This is a genomic window from Thermosulfuriphilus sp., from assembly GCF_054026695.1.
Genome location: NZ_JBPMLP010000056.1, coordinates 48046 through 64409 on the forward strand (window position 1 = coordinate 48046; position 16364 = coordinate 64409).

Consider the following 16364-nt stretch of genomic DNA (forward strand, 5'->3'; position numbering starts at 1 on the left):
TTTACCCCTGTAGGTCTTTTTTGGGGAAAACTTATTCTCCTTCTCCTATAGCTGCAAGTCCGATCCTTCTTTGCCGAGGTCAAGTAGCTCCAGCCGATAGGGAGCCCGGGGGTGGTCTGGTGAAGGTCCTTGAACGATGACAGCATATCCCTTTCGAGGGCCGTTTTGACGACACCAGGCCTGGGCGTAGGGCCTCCAGTCAGGAGGGCGCTTGGCTACGTGGACAGCAAAGACGCCATAGCTGAACTGGAGATGGCGACAGGTGGCTAGTGAGGGGCTGAAGGCCACAATCCAGACCGGTAACCGGAATCTGGCTACTCTTCGAGCTGTGGCCCCGCTTTCAGTGGGGGTGATGACCAACCTTGTGGGAAGGCGATCAACGGTGAGGTATATGTTCAGGGCGATGACCTCTTCGACTGAGGTCTTCTTCCGGGGCAGGGATTCAAAGTCTCCCCACCAGGCAGAGAGCCTTTTGAGTTCGGCTTCGGCACTTCGGGCGATTCGGGCCATCATCTCTACTGTTTCAACCGGATAAACGCCGGTAGCCGTTTCTTCAGAGAGCATCAAACAGTCTGTACCGTCAAATATAGCATTGGTAACATCTGTGACTTCAGCTCTAGTGGGTCGGCTGTTCTCGGTCATGGATTCAAGCATCTGGGTGGCGGTGATAACCGGTTTAGCCGCTTTTTGGGCCCGATAGATAAGCTTTTTTTGGACGATGGCGATTTCTTCAATGGGGATTTCCACCCCCAGGTCTCCCCTGGCGACCATGATACCGTCAGAGACTGTCAAGATAGAATCTATATTGCGGACCGCCTGGGCCCGTTCGATCTTGGCAATGATGAAAGGACGGTAGCCAAGATTAAGGGCGTGGCTTCGGATAAGGGTAATATCTTCTCCTGTCTCAACAAAGGAGACACTTATGGCCTCAACCCCTTCTTTAAGGACAAAGGAAAGGAGTTCAAGGTCTTTGGAGGTAACGGCCCTGATGCCCAGATCTGCCCCGGGTATATTGAGCCCTTTATGAGAACGCAGACATCCTCCTACCAAGACTTGGCAGATGACTTCTTCTCCTAGGATTTTCTCCACCCGGAGCTGAACAAAACCGTCATTGAGGTAGATAATCTTTCCAGGGGCGACCACTTGGGGGAGGCGGGAGAACTCTATAGGGATGATTTCCCTCGTTCCCAAAATCTTACGGGTGGTCAGGGTAAGCCTTTGTCCTTTTTCCAGCTGTGTGGGCTCTTTTTCCAAACGACCGATTCGGAGCTTGGGGCCGGGAAGATCGGCCAAGATAGTCAGGTCTCGCCCGACGGACTGGGCCGCCTTTCTCAAAACCTTGATGGTCCTTCGGTGAGTTTCTTTATCCCCATGGGCCAGGTTGATTCTGGCGATGTTCATTCCCTTCTGGAGCATCTTCTTTAAGATTTCTTCTTTTTCGGAAGCTGGGCCTATGGTGCAGACTATTTTTGTCTTTTGTCGGGGAAACTTCATCGTTTTCTCCTTGGCAATAATTTTTCTTCTCTGTAAAAGCTTAAACCTAAGTCCTAAAGGTGACCAATGTGTGTCGGAGGAAAGATGAGACTTTTTTTCTTAACGACCCTAATACTTGCCTTCTTGGCTTTCTGGGATGGGGCCCTGGGGCTTGAGTTGTATCTCAGAGGGGGCGATCGATTTACCGGGGAGATCATTGGTATAAAAGGGGAAAACGTCCTCTTTAAGACCCCTTATGGCACGTTGAGTATTCCTCAGACAGAGATCTTAAACACCGAGGTTTTGGGGGCCGAACGTCCCTCTGATGTCCGTTCTTGGAAAGCCCGGTTCTCCTTAGGGGTTGAACTTAACTCCGGAAACACGGATTATCAAAGTTATCGGGCCATGGCTTCTCTTATGAAGAAAGGCCGGAGCTCTCGCCTTGAGGCCGAGGCCCTTTATGAATATGCTCTTTCTGAAGGCTCTACTGATAAGGACCGATTTCGGGGAGATTTTTTCTTTGATCAGGGGCTCACTCCCCGTCTTTTCTTTTTTACCAAGGATCTTCTGGAGATAGATCGTGAGGCCGATCTTGATCTCCGACTTCAGGGAGGAACTGGTCTGAGCTATTATCTCTTTGGTCCTGGAGACAACAGGCTCCAGCTCCTCTTCGGGGCCAGCTTTGATTATGAAGACTATAAGGCCCAAGGGGCCTATCTAGTAACCAGGGCCTTGTTGGGATTTAAGGGGGCCCGGCTTCTGGGGCGTTTGGGCCTTGAAGGTGAGGTTAGCTACCAACCCAAGTTCAGCCAACCAGAGGACTATCAGTTTGATGGACGTCTACGGTTAAGCCTTCCCATCCTTCAATCCCTCCAGTTTTCTCTAAGGCTTGAGGATATCTACCGGAGCCGCGTTCCAGAAGGGACCAAGAGAAACGATCTCAAAATTCTTTCCACTCTGGATTGGCTATTAGAATTCTAGACTTGACAGATGGAGGCTTCGGTCGTCTAGTTTTTATCTATGCCTACGGCTTTGGAAATCTTTAAGACCCTTCCCCGGACAAACTGCAGGGAATGTGGGCAGGCAAGCTGCTTGGCCTTTGCCACAGCGGTGGCCTCTGGGGTGGCGGATCCCAGGGCCTGTCCCTATTTTGAGGTCGAGAAGTTCCCCGATCTCCTTGAAGGAAAAGAGCCCCATGATCAGCTCCTGAAGATTCTTGAATATGTCCGCTCAGAGGTTACTGATCTTGATCTATCCCAGACGGCCTTAAAGGTTGGAGGAACCTTTGATGAGGGTTGGTTGAGTTTTCCTTATCTGGGAGAGGTGGTCCGAATCAGACCCGATCAGATAGAAACGGCTTCTGGCTACAGACTTGATCCTCGGGATCAGATCCTGCTTTATAACTACCTGCGTTTTGCCAAAGGAGACTCTCCTTCTGGGCAATTTGTAGGACTTGAGGCCTTTCCCAATTCGGTGGCCAAAGTGGCCACTCTCAGGCGCTATGCTGAGGACCCCCTGGCTGCGGCCTTCTCCGGGGTCAAGTCATCCTTGGAGCGGGTCTTAAAGAGAATTTATGCTGAAGACTGGCCAGGGGCCCAGGCCGACATCTCCGTCCTGGTGCCCGCCCTTCCTCGGGTGCCGCTGGTTGTGCTTTTTTGGGATAGGGATGAAGAGGAAGGGTTTTCCGCCCGGGCCAAGATCCTCTTTAATCAGACAGCTTCTTCTTATCTGGACCTTGAATCCCTGGTCTTTCTGGCCGAACGGTTGAGCGAACGTCTCAGAGAGTTGGCTTAGTCAAAGATGGCTACCAGAGGGGTGTGATCCGAAGGCTTCTTCCAGCCCCGGGGCTCTTTGTCCACAAAACAGTCCACCAGCCTGTCTGCCAAGGGGGCAGTGATCCAGATATGGTCAAGCCTCAGGCCCCGGTTGGCTTTGAAGGCCTGGAACTGATAATCCCACCAGGTATAGATGCCCCCTTCGGGGTGTTTAAGTCTCAAGGCATCCTTGAATCCCCAATCCTTTAAGACCGTTATGGCGGATCGCTCCCGCGGGTGGAAACATATCTGGCCATCAAGGAGTTCCGGATCATAGACGTCCTTTGCCTCGGGAGCAACGTTGAAGTCTCCAGCCAAGACTAAAGGCTCTGAGGGGTGATGATGAACCTCCAGATACTCCCGAAGTCGATAGATAAACTCCAGTTTGTAGAGAAAATAATCAGAACCTACTTGACCGCCGTTGGGAATATAGACAGAGATAACCCGGATGCCAAAGACTGTGGTGGCGATTATCCTTTCTCGGGCCTCTTCGTCCTCGGACTCCGGCAGACCAATCGCCGTTTCTTGGGGACGATCGCGGCTGACAATGGCCACTCCATTCCTTCCCTTTCCTCCAGCGTGGACGGCCCAATAGCCAGCTTTCTCTAGTTCTCCAAAGGGAAAATCGGGATCCTCAACCTTGGTTTCTTGAAGGCAGACCACCTCTGGCTCCCTGAGCCTGAGCCATCTCAGGAGATGATCCCGTCGCATCCGGATGGAATTGACATTCCAGGTGGCCAGTTTGATCATCCCTATCACCTCACCGATTCAAAACAAAAATAGACTTTTTAGAGGGCAAGGTCAAAGAGTAGAATTTTTCTTTACAAAGATCAATTCTTGACGATAAAATAAAAATCAATTTTTTGTCAGGAAAAAGGGGGGCTACCATGTGTATGGAGGTAAGTCTCAGGTGTCATTGTGGGGCCAAGGAGGCCTCTTTTAATCTTAGAGACAACATCATGACCAGGGAAGTAATCATGAGGCTTTATTGTCCGGCCTGTTCTTCAGAGGTTAATCTAGATCGAGAACGGATGCTCTGGGACAACGGCTGGATCATCGAATACGATATGGATCTGGCTAGGTTTATGGCGGTCTCCAAACTGGGGCTACCACCTGAAGAGATTACCCCAGAGTTTCTCTTTGATCAGGGTTATGCTACCTGGAAGGAGTTTTATCCTGGAGAGCTTGAGGACATCGAAGAAGAAAAGGAGGCCATTGTAGCCCTTCTGAAGGTAGACCCTCAGAGATATTTTCGGGAGATCCGTGATTGGGCCAATGCTCGGATGCGCCGCCTGAGGGCTGAAGGTTGGCGAAAGGCCCAGACCGTTTAATTTTTTCTGGCCCTTAGGACCTCCAGGGGATATGTAAGAAATGAGTTGAGCGAATACGTCCTTATCGGTCTTTCGGCTATTGTTGGTCTGGGAGTGGCCGCACAATGGGTGGCCTGGAGGTTCCGTCTCCCTTCTATCCTTTTGCTCCTTGTCCTGGGGCTCCTGGCCGGTCCGGTCTTTGGTTTTCTGGATCCTCAAGGACTTTTGGGAGAGGCCCTCTTACCCCTGGTCTCCCTTTCGGTGGCCATTATCCTTTTTGAAGGAGGCCTAAGTCTCAGATTATCTGAGATCAGACATACCGCTCAGACTATAGGGCGTCTGGTTACCCTGGGAGCCATAATCTCCTGGTCACTGACCTTTGTCGCCGCCCGTTTCATCCTCGGTCTCTCCTGGTCAGTAGCCCTGCTTTTGGGGGCTATTCTGGTAGTCACCGGTCCTACGGTCATCCAGCCTCTACTTAAACACATTCGTCCCACCGGTAGGGTGGCCTCGGTTCTTAAGTGGGAAGGAATTGTTATTGATCCCCTGGGGGCCATGTTGGCTGTTCTCGTCTTCCAGGCCATAACCGCCGCCGAGGCCTCTCAAGTCCCCTGGGGGGCCCTGTTAGGGGCCCTCAAGACCTTTTTTTTGGGGGGATCGGTAGGAGCGGGTTGTGCGGCTGCCTTGGTCCTCATCCTTCGTCGCTATTGGATCCCTGACTTCCTTGAAAACGCCCTTATCCTGATGATGGTCATCGGGGCCTTTACTTTCTCCAACCAACTTCAACCAGAATCTGGTCTTCTAGCAGTGACCATCATGGGGATATTTCTGGCCAATCAAGGGGCAGTAAGTATCAGGCATGTGGTTGAATTTAAGGAAAATCTCCGTACTCTGCTTATCTCCAGCCTGTTTATCATTCTGGCGGCCCGTCTTCGCCTAGAAGAACTTCTTCAAATCTCCCGGGCCAATGTCTTCTTTTTGTCCACAGTCGTTGTTTTGGTCCGTCCTCTTTCGGTACTGGCGGCCACTTTTTTCTCAGAACTGAATTGGCGGGAACGGGCCTTTCTCTCCTTTATGGCTCCGCGAGGCATTGTTGCTGCTGCCGTAGCCTCGATCTTCTCCCTTGAGCTTTCAAAGAGTGGTTTTGTCGACGGAAGGTATTTGGTGCCTATAGTCTTTCAGGTAATTGCGGTCACAGTGGCCCTCTATGGCCTTTTCTCCCCCCTTGTGGCTAGGCTTCTAAAGGTGGCCCAGCCGGATCCTCAAGGGGTGCTCTTTGTCGGGGCCCATGCCTTTTCCCGACATCTGGCCGCTGCCCTGGAGGAAGAGGGGATCAAATGTCTTTTGGTCGACACCAACTGGGTCAATATAGTGGAGGCCCGACAGATGGGGCTCTCTACCTTCTACAGTAGCATTCTTTCCGGCTGTGTTCTGGATGAGATCGGTCTTGAGGGTCTGGGGCGACTCTTTGCCATGACCTCAAACGATGAGGTCAATTCTCTGGCGGTAATCCATTTTGTCGATGTCTTTGGGCGGGCCGAGGTCTATCAACTCCCTCCGGGAGGCTATGGTTTTGGTTGTCCTGAGCCGGTATCTCTTCACCTTCGAGGGCGCCTTCTCTTCAATAAAGAGGCCACCTATTTTCGAGTAATGTCCAGGTTGGCCCAGGGGGCCCGGATAAAGAAGGGCCGGGTAGAAAAGGCCTTTAAACTTCCCAAAGGAGCCTGGCCCTTGGCGATCATCACCAGGGCCGGAAAACTTCAAGTCTTTACCGTTGACAGCCGTCCGGAACCAAAACTCGGACAAGTTCTCATTTGGCTTGAGGATTAGGAGTAGAATTCCTGAAGGATCCTTTCTGCAACCTTAAAGGTCTGGAGATGGAGCTCAACCACGGTGTCTGCTGGCCGGCTGTAGCCCCCTCCCAGGGTAATAGCCACGGGGATCCCGGCCATGGCCAGCTCCTCCAGAACAAGTTCATCCCGTCTTCGGAGTCCCTCTTCACTTAGGGCTAGGTCCCCCAAGGGATCATCCAGATAGGGATCTACTCCAGCCTGATAGAGGACTAGCTCAGGGTCATGTTCAAGGACACGACCAAGCCCTGATTCAAGGATCAGGAGATATTCTTCGTCTGTCGTTCCAGCCTCCAGTCCAATGTCAAGGTCGCTCTTTTCCTTAGGCCAGGGATAAAGCCTTTCCTGATGGATGGAAAAGGTGAAAACCGAGGGATCATTGCTGAAGAAAAAGGCAGTTCCATTTCCCTGGTGAAGATCAAGATCTACAACAGCCGCCCGCTTGATGAGCCCCTCTTTTTTTAGACAGGCCACAGCAAAGGCCAGATCGTTTAGATAGCAAAAACCCTCAGCATGATCGGGATAGGCATGGTGGAGCCCACCGCCAAGATGAAATCCCAAGCCCTCCTCAAGGGCCAGTTTGGCGGTCAATAAGGTCCCACCGCACATAATTCGGCTTCCCTCAACCATGGAGACGTTAAGAGGAATCTCTGAGAAGGCCGTTCGGGGGCTTAAGCGAAGTGTTTTTAAGTCTTCTAGATAGGCCGGATCATGGACTAGGGAAAGATCCTCCCAGGAAGGTGCCTTCGGTTCCAAGACCACCAGCCCTTTTCTTTCCTCTTGGAGACGCCTGAAGAGGAGAGGATATTTTTCCGCCGGGAAGACATGTTCCCCCCAGTCCATGGCATAGAAGGGAGAGTAGACTACTTTTAGCATGGCCTCAAGCTAGCGCCTCTTAGGTCTTAAACCGGTCGACCGCTCTAAAGAGGGCCTTAGCCAGTTCGTTTAGTTGATTGGCTGCCTCCCTGGTCTCCTCTGCTATTTGGGAGGCCATGTTCACTGCCTCACTCATAGATTGGGCATTCTCTTTGACCTCTGCACTGGCTTCAGCGGTGTCTCGGATGTTCTGGGTGATTTCATTGATGGTGACGCTCTGTTCTTCAGCAGCTCCGGCAATAGAGTTGGAGATATCGTCAATCTCTGTAACCGTCTGGCTGATGCGTCCAATGGCCTCTACGGCTGCTTGGGTATCGGCCTGGATGTTGGAGACAATTTCGGCAATCTCTTCGGTGGCCTTGGCCGTCTGCCGGGCCAGTTCCTTGACCTCGTTGGCCACCACTGCAAAGCCTTTTCCAGCCTCTCCGGCCCGGGCAGCCTCGATGGTAGCATTTAGGGCCAGAAGATTGGTCTGTTCGGATATCTCGTTAATGACCCTAACTACCTCGCCAATCCTCTGGCTACCTTCCCCTAAACGGTTGATAACCTCTTGGGTCTCCTCAGCCTTGTTCCGGGCCTCCCGGGTGATTTCTGTGGTTTTGAGGATATTTCTAGTGACCTCCTGGACGGCCTCACTCATCTGTTCAGCGGCACCGGCAATTTCTTCTACCCGTTGGGCGATGTTTTCAATGCTGTTGACCATGTTGGTCGTCTTGGCGTTCATCTCTTGGGCCCGCTGGCTCAAGAGGCCACCCCGGTCTTTAAAATTTTGAGCCTCTTCATTGATAGAATTCGTCTCCTGACGAATGAGGCCGATCAGATCCCTTAACCCTTCTTTCATCTTTTGTAGGGCCTGGGCCAGACGTCCTATTTCGTCTTTGTTTTCCTTACGAAGAAAATCGGTCCGGAGATCACCAGAGGCGATCTTTTCTGCTGCCTGGATAAACTGCTCTATGGGACGGCCAGCTATTCGAAAGATTATCTGATGAACGAGAAGGGCAATTATTATTAAGGCCAGAAGGGAGCCGCCGGCCATAATTAAGGCATTTTTCCTCAAGGCAGCTAAAGCCTCATCCAGAAAATATATAATTTCAAAGGCTCCGTGAACCTCTCCAGCTCTCCAACCTTCCATCCTTGCTCCGGTAAGGTCAAGACCTTTTCTGTTGCCCCAAAGTTCATAGGATCTTTGAGGGTCACCATGACATATAAGGCAGTCTTCCGTGAGCCGGATGGGACGGAAGTAACGAAGGGCCGGGCGGAGGCGACCGGTGGTCGGATCCGGGTAGTGACCCCGGACAACGATCTCTTCTTTATTAGAACTCATCAGCTCTTTGAGTACTTTGGCCTCAAGCTCATCGGGGGCATTCTTAGGGTTTCGAGGTTCAAACTTGGGAACCCTGAGGATATAGCCTCCGTCTTTAGCCCCTTGATCCAAGACCTTAATAGCATTTAAGACCGGCACAACCTCGACAAAGCGTTGGCGTATCTCTTTGAGTTTTAGAAAGTCTCCACTTTTTTGGGCCATTAAGGCCTCGGACTTAAGGCGTTCTAGATAATCTTTATAGACTCCCTTCTCATGGGTTTTGGCTACGTGTTTGCGGACGTTTTCAGCCTGGATGACTAATTGCCTGGCCGAAAGGCGATATCCGTCAAGGATGGTTCGCCAATGCTGATATGACGAAAAGGCCACGATAAATCCCACCAGAATAGCTATCGCCATCAGGATACTGAGGAGCAGTTTGGCCGTGAGAGAAAGGCCTCTCTTGAATTTCATCTCTAAGACCTCCCGGGTTTGTCTTCCTTTATTTTTCGGTCAATTGACCTTAAAAGAGAAGATCGACAAATATGTCGAGATGTTCGACAAAAAAGTAGAAGAGATGTTGGCCTAAGACCTATTTGGGCCTTTAAGCAATGGTTTTTTCCCCCTTGGGGCCCAGGGACTAAAAGGCACGGAAGTTGCTCTATCCATCAAAGATGGTCCGGACCATGGTAATCAAATAATCCCTGTAAGGAGGTTTGAGGATGAAGAGATGGTTTCTCGTTTTCTTGGTGGGAATGTTGGCCTTGGGGAGTCTTGTCTGGGCTTCAGGGGTGAAGTCTTTTCCGCCGGATGGTCAGTACAGTTGGTCTCCGGCCAATGCCCCGCAAGGGGGAGAGACCTCGATTAAGGGGCAAGTGTTGGAAATAACCCCGCCAGTGGCTAAAGTCCAGACGGATCAGGGGCAAAGTTATAATGTCCGGCTGGGGCCTGTCTGGTTTTGGAGGAAGAACAATTACCGACTCAACGTCGGGGATCAGGTAGAGATAGTCGGCTACAGGCAGGGGAACTTGATCTTTCCTCAGACGATTAAAGTGGGGGATCAGGAGATCAGGCTTCGTGACGCCAGAGGCCTTCCCCTTTGGCGTCATGGAGGCTGGGGGCCATGCCGCTGCGGTCATGGTCCTTGTCAATCCTCGGCCAACTAATCATTCCCTGAGGTATGGGATTCCTTCCCAAACCTCGTTTTTGGCTAGGGTTGAGTCTAGGAGTCCTTGTCCTCTCAACCCTGGCCTATCTTTGGGTCCTGCGTCACGATCTTGAAGTTCATCAGCGTCTTGACGCCCGGGCCATTCATCAGCTGATTACCAATCGTCTCCTTGGGCACCTTGAACTAGCGAACATGTTACCTCCTTCGGCCCCCTCCTACCTTCGGAGCCTGACTTGGCTCACAGATGAGCTCCAAGGCCAACCCTTTTTGTACGGGGTAATGGTTTGGGGTGATAAGGGGATCTTTTTCAACAGTTTTCCCGGGGGCAGGGGACCTTTTGACCAGAGACCAGAATGTCCCTTTGAGCGTGAGGTGGGCGGAATCTTTTATCTTTGCCAATCAATAACCCTCTGGCCGGACAAAGAGCTCTTTGTTCTCGTGGGGGTAGAACAGTCTTTCAAGCAAGAGGTCTGGCGGGAGGGGCTCGTTCATGGAGGCATTATCCTGGGAGGGGGAATCTTAGTTCTGTTAGGTGTAGGTCTGTATTTAGAGAGACTCCAGCGCCGCAGTGAGTTGTTAGAGGCCAGACTGGCAGAGAACCAAAAGCTGGCTACAGTGGGCAAAATGGCCTCCCTTTTGGCCCATGAGATTCGCAACCCCCTTAACACCTTGAGTATGGGGATCCAGATGCTTCGGGAACTGGGGGGAGTCCGGCCGGAGATCCTTGAGCGGATGGATCGGGAAGTCAGACGCTTGGAGACCTTGGCTGGAGAGTTTCTATCTCTGGCCCGGGGGATCAGGGTTAGGCCTTGCTTGGTCCGTCTCAAGGATCTTCTGGCCTCCTTTCTTCCAGCTTTGATCCTTTTGGCAGAAATGAAGAGGATTAAGCTCAGGGTCTATTTGCCTGATGGAGAAGGGGCCTTGGAGGCCGATCCTCGTTGGTTGTCTCGGGCCCTGGAGAATCTCCTTCGCAATGCCCTTGAGGCCACTCCTGAAGGGGGTGAGGTCAGTCTCCGGATCTACTTAGAGGCAGAAGATATGGTTTTTATGATTCAGGATAACGGTCCGGGGATCGCTCCCGAGGATAGAAAGCGCATATTTGATCCGTTTTTCAGTCGCAAGCCGGATGGTTTTGGCCTGGGGCTTTTTATCGTTGAGCGCGTCATTCAGGCCCACGGCGGCAGTATAGATCTAGAGAGTCAACCAGGCCGAGGGGCCCTCTTCAGGGTTAGAATCCCCAGAAAGGGATCAGGCAATGGTTAAGATACTTCTCATTGAGGACGATCGAGATCAGCGCCAGATGCTGGCCGACTATCTCTCTTTAAAAGGCTACGAGATCAAAGAGGCTGGTTGTGCCCAGGAAGGATTGGATCTTCTTGAGTGGGATCCAGACGTTGTCCTTCTTGACTATCTCCTTCCCGACAAAGATGGACTTAGCCTCCTTGAGGATATCAAGGTCAAGAATCCATTAAGTCAGGTCATTGTCATTACGGCCTTTGGCTCCATTGAGAAGGCGGTTTTGGCCATGCGTCGGGGAGCCTTTCACTATCTCACTAAGCCTGTCAACCTTGAAGAACTCCTTCTGTTAATAGATCGAGCTCTTAAAGAGATCCGTCTGGTGCGGGAGGTAGAGCTTCTAAGGCAAAGGCTTAAGGAACTAGCTGTTCCTGAGATACCGGGAATTGTGGCTGAGAGTCAAGCCATGAAGGAGGTACTCCGTTTGGTCTCCAAAGTGGCGGCCACCGAGGCCACTGTTCTCATCCTCGGGGAATCTGGTACCGGCAAAGAGATTGTTGCAGGGCTTCTCCACCGGCTTTCTCCCCGTTCAAAGGGGCCTTTGGTGAAGATAAACTGTGCGGCCATCCCTGAAGGACTCCTTGAGAGTGAGCTCTTCGGCTACGAGAAGGGGGCTTTCACTGGGGCCAGCCGGAGTAAGCCCGGTTTTTTCGAACTTGCCCATCAAGGGACCATCTTTCTTGATGAAATTGGCGAGCTTCCTCCTGCTCTTCAGGCCAAACTCCTCCGAGTCCTCCAAGAAAAAACCTTTTCTAGGATCGGGGGCCTTAAGGAGATTAGCGTCGATGTTCGGGTAGTTGCCGCTACTAATCAGGATCTGCAGAGGATGGTCAATGAAGGTCGATTCCGGGAGGATCTTTTCTGGCGCCTTAATGTCTTTGCCATCAGATTACCTCCCCTGCGGCAAAGAAAGGAAGATATCGTGCCGTTGGCTCGGCATTTCCTTAGAAGTTTTGCCCAAAAATATGGCAAAGATCTTCGGGATCTCAGCCGAGAAGCCCTGGAGGTTCTTTTGGTCTACGAGTTTCCCGGCAATGTCCGGGAGCTTGAAAACATTATCGAGCGGGCCGTTATCTTAGCCGAAGGTCCTGTAGTTACCCTTCAGGATCTCCCCCACCACCTAGCCAAGGGCCAAGTCCCCAAGGGGTTAGATCGCTCCCTCTGGGAGCTCCCCCTGCCTCTGGCCGTAGAACACCTGGAGCGCCAAAGGATCAAGGAGGCCCTCAGCCTGGCCAAAGGGGTCAAGACCAAGGCAGCGGAGATCTTGGGGATCTCAGAGCGAGTCCTCCGTTATAAACTGGAGAAATACGGCCTCAGCTAGCACCAGTATATCGGGGATGTCCCTTGAAACCTTGGCAGAGATAGATCCGAAAGATCCTCTGGCGGCCAAGACCAAGATCTATACGGATTTCCTTAAGAAAGGCTATCTCTCTGAAGACTTCTTTTAGATCTTCGGGGACTTGGTCTTGTTCTCTTAAGACCAGTAGGGCATTACGGTCGATTAGCTCCCTAGGCCAGGGCCAAAGTTCGTACTGGCTCCTAACAGAGCGCTCCTTTCCGGCCCAGCGATAGACTACTGGTTGCCCTTCCATGTAAAAAGCAAGTTCACTGACGATTTGTCTTTTAAGAGAAAGGACGAAGGCCTGGGGATGGCCATCTTTGATCCGGCTCATCTCTTCTCCCAGTTCCTTCCAACCCTTAAGCTTCAAGGTTGGGTCAAGGTGGGCCCAACCTTGAGGCAGTTGCCTGATGACCTCGGGTAGGTAGTAGGTCAGGCCGCAGAGTAAGGCGCCGAGGATAAGCCCCAGAAAATAAAGACGCCTTATCCTTCCTGCCTGCCGACGCCATCTGGTCCTTAAGGCGAGCACACTGAGGATTACCAGGGATGAAAGGTAAAAAGGGCCTGGCCAATTGGCATTTATCTCCCGAAGTATTGACAGGCCAGTGACTCCCCCCAGAGGCAAAAGGGAAAAGAGCCCCAGGTACCGCAGACGGGGATCCCGCCAGAGAATTCCTTTCTTGAGGGCGGCGATAGCGGTGTAGATAAGGAGGCCAAAGATGATCGGGCTGATGACCAATGCCTGCCCTCCGACGAACTCTAAAAAACTTTTGGGAAACTCAACCCCTTTGACCTCAAAATGATGGGCTGTATGGAAAAAGGTTACCCAGTTGTGTCTGGCGTTCCAAAGGAGGTTGGGCAGAATAAGGACTCCGGCCACAAGACCTGTGGCATAGGGGCCGGGGTGGCCAAGAAGGTGTCTTTTTTCGGGAGACAGATAAAGATAAAGAAGCAGTAAGGGATAGAAACCGACCATAGTTTGCTTGGAGAGTAGCCCTCCTCCGAGGATAATCCCCAGAAACACAAACCAAAGAAGGCGCTCTCTTTCGATGGAAATCCAGCCCACAAGGAGAGCCAAGGCCCAGAAGAAGAAAAGTGGCGGATCAATGGTCATGAGGAAGGAATAAACGGCAAAAAGGGGAATGGCCGCGGCGACAAAGGTGGTGTAAAGGGCTAGACGTCGGTCTTGGGGAAATAGACTCAGGGAGAGGAAGTAAAGAGAGACGATCACTCCTGTTCCTAGGTAGACGGCCGGAAGCCTTACTGCATAGGCCGTAGATCCCAGGTATTTGGTGGCCACAGCCATAAGCCAGGCCACCATGGGGGGTTTGCTATAATAGCCCCAGGCCAAATGTCGAGACCAGTCCCAATAATAGGCCTCATCAGGAGAAAGGTCAAAAGGAGCATGGCGTAGGTAAGTAAGCCTGAAGGTGAAAATAACGAGGACAAAAAGCCCAAAAGGAGTGAAGAGCTCGTCGAGAAGCCGCTTCATTTCTTCCTCCTCAGCCAGAAGAACCTGCTCAGGCCCCAGACTGCCAGGGCCAGCCCACCGCCCAGAAGGTAGCCGGCAAGGACATCAAGAGGATAATGATGGCCACCGTATATTCGGGAATAGCCGGTAAGCAAGGGAACCATAAGGCTTAAAGGGGCTATCCGGGGAAAGACCAGGGCCAGATAAAGGCCGGCTGCAGCGGTATTGGTGGCATGACAGGAGGGAAAGGCATAACGGCCTGGTCGCTCGATAGGGGCCTTAATAAATCGCCAGTCTCCCCCTTTGCGGAGGTAGAGGTGATCCAGGGTACAGTAGGGACGAGGACGTTTAAAGAAGGGCTTGGCTACTTGGCCACAGATAAAGTCGGCTCCGGCCACCAGGACCACGGCCACCAGAGCCGCAAGGATGGCCCGACGTCCGTAAAATAGGGTCGCCAAGGCTGATATGGCCACAAAGGCGGCGATGATAAAGGTCTGGCTGGAGAAAAGCGGCATCAGGTGATCCAGAAGCCAGTGGCGGGAACCGTTTATTAGGTAAAAGAATTCGATATCTATCGACATGATTCCTTGTGTATCTTAAGGGCCTCTTTGCCCCTTTCGTGTTGACCGAAGAGATAGACGATTCCTCCAATCGCCCCAACTACCAATGAGACCCCGAAGGCAAGAATCCCCAAGGCCACCCCCAAGGCTGGGTTCTCCCCCAGGTGTTTGAGGAAAAAGGCAAAGCCGCCTTCGCGTATTCCGATACCACTTATCGAAAGTGGCAGGCTACTGGCTACAGAGATAAGGGGGACGACGACCAGGTAAAAACCGAAGCCATAAGGGAGCCCCAGCCCTTTGCCCAACATCCAGTGGAAGGTGATCACCAGCAGCTGGACAAGAACACTGAGGAGATAGGCCTCAAGGAAGACCAGTCGATTCCGCCAGAAGGCAAATATGTCTTCTGGGAAGCTGGGGAAGAGACGGCGGATTATCGAACTTAGGAGGGGAGCTGCCAGAAAGATCAGATTGCCTCCAGCCAGAACCAAAAAAAGGGGCCAACGTCCAGCGGCGGGGACGATGTCTGGCTTCAGTAAAAAACCGCCAAGAGAAAGCCCCAGTATGGCTCCAAGGCCAAACCCCCGGTCTCCGACAATGCTGTAGCTGATGCGTAACTTGCCTTCCTGTCCTTTTGAAAGCAGATAGGCCTTGATAACGTCTCCTCCGATAGCCCCAGGCATAAGGAGATTGAAATAGGAACCAACGAAATAGTAGCGCAAAAGGAGTCCATAAGGAGCCCTTATCCGAAGTGAGCTGGCTAGGACTTGCCACCTTCTGGTAGAGAGGACTTGGGCTAGGATAAAAACCAACGCCGCTAAGGCAAAAAGATGAGGGGGAAATCCCTTTAGGGCCCGACCCAGGGTCCGAAGATCTATCTGGTGGATGAGCCAGACAACGGTTCCTAGACTGACCAGGGTTCGGAAGATGAGTCCAGCTCTCAGCTTCACTCGATAACCTCGCGGACAGTATAGATGGGTTTGCCTTGACTTTCGTGATATGTCCGGATGAGGAGCTCAGCCAGAAGGCCGGTACCAAAAAGATTAACCCCGGTAATGATGAGAAGGATACCCAAAAGAAGTAGAGGTCTACCACCGATATCTTCGCCGAAGAAAAGCTTTCTGAAGGTCAGATAGGCTTCAATAAGTCCTCCGGTAAGGATCATGCCTCCGCCCATAAGGCCAAAGATGTGGAGCGGTCGGGTGGCAAATCTTTTAAAGAAGAGCATCAGCAGAAGGTCTAGAATTACTCGATAGGTGCGGGAGATTCCGTATTTGCTTCGGCCAAGCCGTCGAGGATGGTGTCTGACCGGGACCTCAACAATTCTTGCTCCATAGAAACTGGCCAACACGGGAATAAAACGGTGAAGCTCTCCGTAAAGGGAGATGTTTTTAACCACCTCCCGTCGGTAGGCCTTAAGGGAGCAACCGTAATCATGGAGCCTTACCCCCGTGGCCCGACCGATGATCCAATTGGCAACAAATGAGGGTAGCTTCCGGGAGAAGAAGGGATCTTGACGATCCTTGCGCCAGCCAGAGACTACGTCGTAACCTTCTTCAAGGCGGGTAATAAGCATGGGGATATCAGCTGGATCATTCTGGAGGTCTCCGTCCATGGAGACGACAATCCTGCCCCGGGCGTAGTCAAAACCTGCCGCCATGGCTGCACTTTGGCCAAAGTTGCGCCTAAAGATGATCACCCTTAAGAAGGGGTACGATTTTTTAAGATCCTTTAAGATCTTAACGGTTTTATCGGTGGAGCCATCGTCAACGCAGATGACCTCAAAACTTCTTCCTAGTGGTTCTAAGGCCTCTTTGATGCGGGCCAGGAGCAGGGCAACGTTGTCTTCCTCGTTGTAGAGGGGAATGACCACAGAGATGTCTATCTCTTCAGTCATGGATAAAGGTCCT

15 protein-coding genes are annotated in these 16364 nt (G+C 52.0%); 7 read left to right on the forward strand and 8 right to left on the reverse strand.

The genetic code is table 11. The annotated features are described in order from the left end of the window. Positions 1 to 45: 45 nt before the first annotated feature. Positions 46 to 1494, reverse strand: a complete 1449-nt coding sequence (gene pyk / locus ACXJJX_RS10110) for a pyruvate kinase (protein WP_456434475.1) — start codon at positions 1492 to 1494, stop codon at positions 46 to 48. 84 nt (positions 1495 to 1578) lie between these two features. Here pyk and ACXJJX_RS10115 point away from each other — a divergent pair, with 84 nt between their 5' ends. Both ACXJJX_RS10115 and ACXJJX_RS10120 read left to right on the forward strand, forming a co-directional pair. Then, positions 1579 to 2454 carry a DUF481 domain-containing protein gene (locus ACXJJX_RS10115; RefSeq protein WP_456434476.1) on the forward strand — a complete coding sequence of 292 codons (876 nt, stop codon included), beginning with the start codon at positions 1579 to 1581 and terminating at the stop codon, positions 2452 to 2454. A gap of 39 nt (positions 2455 to 2493) precedes the next feature. Continuing rightward, on the forward strand, positions 2494 to 3267 hold the full coding sequence (locus ACXJJX_RS10120) for a DUF3786 domain-containing protein (RefSeq protein ID WP_456434477.1): 774 nt from the start codon (positions 2494 to 2496) through the stop codon (positions 3265 to 3267). Here ACXJJX_RS10120 and xth read toward each other — a convergent pair. Beyond that, complete coding sequence (gene xth, locus ACXJJX_RS10125; RefSeq protein ID WP_456434478.1) at positions 3264 to 4037, reverse strand: exodeoxyribonuclease III; 774 nt, start codon at positions 4035 to 4037, stop codon at positions 3264 to 3266. The two genes, ACXJJX_RS10120 and xth, sit on opposite strands and share 4 nt — an antisense overlap. A 137-nt stretch (positions 4038 to 4174) precedes the next feature. Here xth and ACXJJX_RS10130 point away from each other — a divergent pair, with 137 nt between their 5' ends. Beyond that, on the forward strand, positions 4175 to 4618 hold the full coding sequence (locus ACXJJX_RS10130; protein WP_456434479.1) for a hypothetical protein: 444 nt from the start codon (positions 4175 to 4177) through the stop codon (positions 4616 to 4618). Positions 4619 to 4663: 45 nt separating this feature from the next. After that, entirely contained in the window at positions 4664 to 6427 is a 1764-nt protein-coding gene (locus ACXJJX_RS10135) for a cation:proton antiporter (RefSeq protein ID WP_456434480.1), read from the forward strand. On the opposite strand, the gene ACXJJX_RS10140 is transcribed toward ACXJJX_RS10135, so the two are convergent. Beyond that, a complete protein-coding gene (locus tag ACXJJX_RS10140) occupies positions 6424 to 7323 on the reverse strand; it encodes a histone deacetylase family protein (RefSeq protein ID WP_456434481.1) in 900 nt (299 codons plus the stop codon). The genes ACXJJX_RS10135 and ACXJJX_RS10140 overlap by 4 nt on opposite strands. Before the next feature lie 19 nt (positions 7324 to 7342). Continuing rightward, positions 7343 to 9097, reverse strand: coding sequence for a methyl-accepting chemotaxis protein (locus ACXJJX_RS10145; protein WP_456434482.1), 1755 nt, complete (start codon positions 9095 to 9097; stop codon positions 7343 to 7345). A 248-nt stretch (positions 9098 to 9345) separates the two neighbouring features. Between ACXJJX_RS10145 and ACXJJX_RS10150 the strand changes: the two genes are divergently transcribed. The 3 genes from ACXJJX_RS10150 to ACXJJX_RS10160 are packed head-to-tail and all read left to right on the forward strand — an operon-like array spanning position 9346 to position 12408. Next, on the forward strand, positions 9346 to 9789 hold the full coding sequence (locus ACXJJX_RS10150) for a MamS/MamX family magnetosome protein (RefSeq protein ID WP_456434483.1): 444 nt from the start codon (positions 9346 to 9348) through the stop codon (positions 9787 to 9789). A gap of 14 nt (positions 9790 to 9803) precedes the next feature. Further along, positions 9804 to 11054 (forward strand): sensor histidine kinase, encoded by a 1251-nt coding sequence (locus tag ACXJJX_RS10155; protein ID WP_456434484.1) that lies wholly within the window; start codon positions 9804 to 9806, stop codon positions 11052 to 11054. Beyond that, positions 11047 to 12408 carry a sigma-54-dependent transcriptional regulator gene (locus tag ACXJJX_RS10160; protein ID WP_456434485.1) on the forward strand — a complete coding sequence of 454 codons (1362 nt, stop codon included), beginning with the start codon at positions 11047 to 11049 and terminating at the stop codon, positions 12406 to 12408. Before ACXJJX_RS10155 ends, ACXJJX_RS10160 begins: the two co-directional genes overlap by 8 nt. Here ACXJJX_RS10160 and ACXJJX_RS10165 read toward each other — a convergent pair. From ACXJJX_RS10165 to ACXJJX_RS10180, 4 genes are read right to left on the reverse strand one after another with little or no spacing between them, the layout of a single operon-like run. Continuing rightward, on the reverse strand, positions 12401 to 13918 hold the full coding sequence (locus tag ACXJJX_RS10165; RefSeq protein ID WP_456434486.1) for an ArnT family glycosyltransferase: 1518 nt from the start codon (positions 13916 to 13918) through the stop codon (positions 12401 to 12403). The two genes, ACXJJX_RS10160 and ACXJJX_RS10165, sit on opposite strands and share 8 nt — an antisense overlap. Next, on the reverse strand, positions 13915 to 14478 hold the full coding sequence (locus ACXJJX_RS10170) for a phosphatase PAP2 family protein (RefSeq protein WP_456434487.1): 564 nt from the start codon (positions 14476 to 14478) through the stop codon (positions 13915 to 13917). The genes ACXJJX_RS10165 and ACXJJX_RS10170 overlap by 4 nt, the downstream gene beginning before the upstream one ends. Beyond that, a complete protein-coding gene (locus tag ACXJJX_RS10175; RefSeq protein ID WP_456434488.1) occupies positions 14469 to 15404 on the reverse strand; it encodes a lysylphosphatidylglycerol synthase transmembrane domain-containing protein in 936 nt (311 codons plus the stop codon). Before ACXJJX_RS10175 ends, ACXJJX_RS10170 begins: the two co-directional genes overlap by 10 nt. Then, positions 15401 to 16351, reverse strand: a complete 951-nt coding sequence (locus ACXJJX_RS10180) for a glycosyltransferase family 2 protein (protein WP_456434489.1) — start codon at positions 16349 to 16351, stop codon at positions 15401 to 15403. Before ACXJJX_RS10180 ends, ACXJJX_RS10175 begins: the two co-directional genes overlap by 4 nt. Positions 16352 to 16364 lie beyond the last annotated feature (13 nt).

What these genes read in the sequence shown, in the direction of transcription:
- ACXJJX_RS10130 (WP_456434479.1), top strand. Translation starts at nt 4,175, where the DNA reads ATGTGTATGGAGGTAAGTCTCAGGTGTCATTGTGGGGCCAAGGAGGCC.
- ACXJJX_RS10140 (WP_456434481.1), bottom strand. Translation starts at nt 7,323, where the DNA reads ATGCTAAAAGTAGTCTACTCTCCCTTCTATGCCATGGACTGGGGGGAA.
- xth (WP_456434478.1), bottom strand. Translation starts at nt 4,037, where the DNA reads ATGATCAAACTGGCCACCTGGAATGTCAATTCCATCCGGATGCGACGG.
- pyk (WP_456434475.1), bottom strand. Translation starts at nt 1,494, where the DNA reads ATGAAGTTTCCCCGACAAAAGACAAAAATAGTCTGCACCATAGGCCCA.
- ACXJJX_RS10180 (WP_456434489.1), bottom strand. Translation starts at nt 16,351, where the DNA reads ATGACTGAAGAGATAGACATCTCTGTGGTCATTCCCCTCTACAACGAG.
- ACXJJX_RS10145 (WP_456434482.1), bottom strand. Translation starts at nt 9,097, where the DNA reads ATGAAATTCAAGAGAGGCCTTTCTCTCACGGCCAAACTGCTCCTCAGT.
- ACXJJX_RS10165 (WP_456434486.1), bottom strand. Translation starts at nt 13,918, where the DNA reads ATGAAGCGGCTTCTCGACGAGCTCTTCACTCCTTTTGGGCTTTTTGTC.
- ACXJJX_RS10150 (WP_456434483.1), top strand. Translation starts at nt 9,346, where the DNA reads ATGAAGAGATGGTTTCTCGTTTTCTTGGTGGGAATGTTGGCCTTGGGG.
- ACXJJX_RS10155 (WP_456434484.1), top strand. Translation starts at nt 9,804, where the DNA reads ATGGGATTCCTTCCCAAACCTCGTTTTTGGCTAGGGTTGAGTCTAGGA.
- ACXJJX_RS10115 (WP_456434476.1), top strand. Translation starts at nt 1,579, where the DNA reads ATGAGACTTTTTTTCTTAACGACCCTAATACTTGCCTTCTTGGCTTTC.
- ACXJJX_RS10160 (WP_456434485.1), top strand. Translation starts at nt 11,047, where the DNA reads ATGGTTAAGATACTTCTCATTGAGGACGATCGAGATCAGCGCCAGATG.
- ACXJJX_RS10120 (WP_456434477.1), top strand. Translation starts at nt 2,494, where the DNA reads ATGCCTACGGCTTTGGAAATCTTTAAGACCCTTCCCCGGACAAACTGC.
- ACXJJX_RS10170 (WP_456434487.1), bottom strand. Translation starts at nt 14,478, where the DNA reads ATGTCGATAGATATCGAATTCTTTTACCTAATAAACGGTTCCCGCCAC.